Genomic DNA, 3,662 nt, shown 5'->3' with positions numbered 1-3,662 from the left:
GGACGTGCGGCATCAAAAATCCAGTGCGGAACAACCGCAGCTCCACCTGCTGCCATAAGCACAATCATCGTTTCCCCAATAATTGTTCCAATTCCTAAGATTACAGCGACACTTAATCCAGATACAGAGGCTGGTATAACAACTCTCCAGATTGTATTCCATTTATCAGCGCCCAGAGAATATGAAGCTTCTCTATACGTTCTTGGAACAGCTGTTAAGGCATCTTCTGCTATACTTGCTATAACAGGGATTGCCCTGACTGTCAGCATTAATGATGCGGTTGTAATATTAAGACCCGATGCTATAAACATTTTGTCATAACAAAAATCTGCAAGAGTTGTTGAAATAAACGGCAGATTTGTGCTTTTTAGAATTTCAGGCAAGGCTTCAGAAAGAATTGGAGAAAGCCAGTTTGACAGTATTGGCGCTATTATAACCATGCCGAAAAAACCAAGCACAACAGACGGAAAACTTGCAAGCATTTCTATTAATGGCTTTAAAAATTCTTTAACCCTATGATTTGCTACTTCAGCAATATATACAGCAGTGCCTAAACCTAATGGGATTGCCATAAAAGAAGTGAGTAATGTTACAGCAAGTGTTCCCATAATTAGTGGGAACATTCCAAAACTCGGTGGATCATAAGTTGGGTACCATTGTAAACCAAAAATTAAATGGGTTACTCCTTCTTTATAGAAGATGTAAAAAGCCTCTTTGAAAAGGAAAAATCCAATAAATAAAAGAATAAGAACTGATAACAGTCCAATTGAACTTATTATAATTTCTACTATTCTTTCTTTTCTTTGCCATTTCATAAAAAATAAAAATACTTGTTTCAGGTTAACCCAAAAAGTGCAGATAACAAAAATAAATTTGTTTTTGCCATCTGCATCTTTATTTAATATTTTATTATATTTTTGGGTTAATAGATGTAAATTTAGAACAATCCATTATTTGTAATCAATTTCTATATAACACTATATTGTTACAACTAATTGTTACAATAATGTTACACTACAGTTAATTTTGTATTACATGCTCAGAATTGCAGGTAATTCGTGAATTACACCTGCAATTATTTTTTGATTAATAATCTTTAATTCGTTTAATATCTGCCTGTCATACACTGTTTCTAATTGCACTTTGCCACTTTAAATCATAGCAATAGCTTTTTCATTACATCTCATATTTCTTCCCTATAAATTCATGTATTGATTTATTTTCTTTCAATGTCTTCATAAATTTCCTTAAACTGTTCTAATGCTGCCTCAAGATTTTCCGCGAGATCTCTTGCAAGTTCGTCAGGCTCGGGAAGATTTTCTGAATCTTCAAGGCTTTTATCTTTTAACCAGAAGATATCAAGGTTTACCTTATCCCTTTGCACAATTTCATCATACATAAAAGAACGCCATCTCCCTTCGGGATTTTTTTCACTCCATGTAGGCTTTCTCTTAAATCTATTTTCAGGGTTATAACATTCAACAAATTCTTTTAAATCTTCATAGCGAAGGGGATTTGTTTTTAATGTGAAGTTTATATTGGTTCTGAGGTCATAAAACCATACTTCTTTTGTCCATGGTTTTTCACTTGCTGGTTTACGGTCGAAGAAAAGAACATTGGCTTTAACACCTTGAGCATAAAATATTCCTGTTGGAAGTCTTAAGATAGTGTGAAGGTCACACTCGGCAAGCAATTTTCTTCTTACAACTTCACCTGCACCACCTTCAAATAAAACATTATCAGGAACTACAATTCCCACCTTGCCATTTATTTTTGCCAGAGATTTGACATGTTGCAAGAAATTGAGTTGCTTGTTGGAAGTGGTTGTCCAGAAATCAGGTCTTTCGTATACGAGCGATTCTTTTTCCGTCTTTCCCTCACCATTAACAATGGTGATACTACTCTTTTTGCCAAATGGAGGATTGGTAAGGATTATGTCGTAATTTTCCTTTGGTTCTGAAACCAGCGAATCGCCAACTTCGATAGGACTTTCCTGACCGCTGGACAGGCTGGCTTCTCCTCCAATGCCATGTAAATAAAGATTCATTACACACAAGCGGGCAACGCCATCTACCAGCTCTTTCCCAAAAACGGTTTTGTATTTAAGGAATTTCTTTTGCTCTTTATCCAGATTGTAATTGTGTGAAATATAATCATAAGCAGCCAGAAGGAAACCGCCGGTTCCACAGGCAGGGTCATAAATGGTTTCGCCAGGTTTTGGTTGAATTACCTCAACCATAGCTTTTATCAACGGGCGAGGTGTAAAGTATTGACCTGCTCCGCTCTTTGTGTCTTCTGCGTTCTTTTGCAACAAGCCTTCATAAATTTCACCTTTTACGTCGATGTCCATTCCCATCCAGGTCTCTCCATCGATGAGATCGATTAATCTTCTAAGTTTTGCCGGGTCTTGAATTTTGTTCTGTGATTTTCTAAAAATGACACCCAGCATGCCTTTTTCTTTCCCAAGAGACTCAAGAATATGCCGATATTGAACTTCCAATTCATCCCCATCCTTATCAAGAAGACTTTGCCAATCCACTCCCTTTGGAATGATGGACGGTTTATTAAAAGGAGGTTTTGTTTGCTCATCTGCCATTTTGAGAAACAAGAGATAGGTCAACTGCTCCACATAATCACCATAACTTACACCATCATCGCGTAAGACATTGCAATAATTCCACACTCTTTGAACAATTGCAGGTGCCTCGTTTGGCATTTTATCTGCCTCCTTTCTTTTTTACTTTTTTCTCACTTTCTCGTTTTGCCTTTCCCTCCTTTATCCTTTCCAGCAACTCTTCTGCTGGCTCGTCGTTTGGATCCTGAGGAACAAGTTTTCCTTCAAATGCCCTTTTAAGGATGCTCTGGCGCAACTGTTCTGCTTCTTTCAAACTATTATCAATCGCCTTCTCCATCTCATCAAGCACAGAAAACCGCCGCTCAATTTCTTCCACAATTTGCTGCTGTTCGGGGAGAGGAGGGAGAGGAAGAATGATTTTAGATAAAATTTGTGAATTAACGTTTGGTTGACCTATCCCTAATTGGTTTGAAAGAATTTGTTTCCAATATTCGTAAGATTGAAAAAAATTATAAACGTATTCTTCGAAAACCTTTTTAGAAAGAACTATACGTATTAAATATGAAGCAAAAATCGATTTGGGTATTTTTCCCTTAATAAGAAAGCTCTTGCCAACCGTTGCGCCAGTTCTTGCAAAGACCAAATCACCTTCATTTAAAAGGTATTTTTTTTCTTCATTTGATTCTATAACGCAATATGGAACATTATTCCAGTCTACATTATTATCCTGAATATCGGTAATTCTTAACATTTTTGGGCCAATAGGTTCATTAATTGCTTTTGCTGTATAACCATATTGTATATCATTAGTAATCTCCCCCAATCTCACCCACACCCAGCCTTCTGGTAATTCAGGCAATTCTGTGGTATCAACTGGCGGGAGCTCCTTATACTTTTTCCCGAGTTTCTTCTTTCCTGCCTGTGCCGTGCTCGGCACGGCAGACAGGCGCTCTTCTTTTATCTTTTCGAGTAAGACCGAGGCGGGTTCATATTCGGGCAATTCGTGTACGGGCTCATGTATGGGCTGATGTATTGGCTCGTGCATCGGCTCATGTAAGGGCAATTCATGAATTGCCCTTACGGCCCT

General features: G+C 37.6%; 3 protein-coding genes. All 3 read right to left on the bottom strand.

Going from position 1 to position 3,662, the window contains the following annotated elements:
- On the bottom strand, window positions 1–815 hold an 815-nt coding region (gene pstC, locus HXY53_10445; GenBank protein NWF76962.1), incomplete at its 3' end, for a phosphate ABC transporter permease subunit PstC.
- A 401-nt stretch (window positions 816–1,216) separates the two neighbouring features.
- On the bottom strand, window positions 1,217–2,716 hold the full coding sequence (locus HXY53_10440) for an SAM-dependent DNA methyltransferase (GenBank protein NWF76961.1): 1,500 nt from the start codon (window positions 2,714–2,716) through the stop codon (window positions 1,217–1,219).
- 1 nt (window position 2,717) lies between these two features.
- The gene (locus tag HXY53_10435; protein ID NWF76960.1) at window positions 2,718–3,620 is read right to left on the bottom strand and encodes a restriction endonuclease subunit S; all 903 of its coding nucleotides are present in this window, start codon (window positions 3,618–3,620) and stop codon (window positions 2,718–2,720) included.
- Window positions 3,621–3,662: the final 42 nt, after the last annotated feature.

Source organism: Nitrospirota bacterium, assembly GCA_013388455.1.
Classification (GTDB): Bacteria; Nitrospirota; Thermodesulfovibrionia; order Thermodesulfovibrionales; family SM23-35; genus JACAFF01.
The sequence above is the reverse complement of the archived record's forward strand: the minus strand, read 5'-3'. Positions and strand labels throughout refer to the sequence as shown.

Excerpts from the sequence above, each read along its gene's own strand:
- HXY53_10435 (NWF76960.1), bottom strand. The coding sequence starts at position 3,620 with ATGCACGAGCCAATACATCAGCCCATACATGAGCCCGTACACGAATTG.
- HXY53_10440 (NWF76961.1), bottom strand. The coding sequence starts at position 2,716 with ATGCCAAACGAGGCACCTGCAATTGTTCAAAGAGTGTGGAATTATTGC.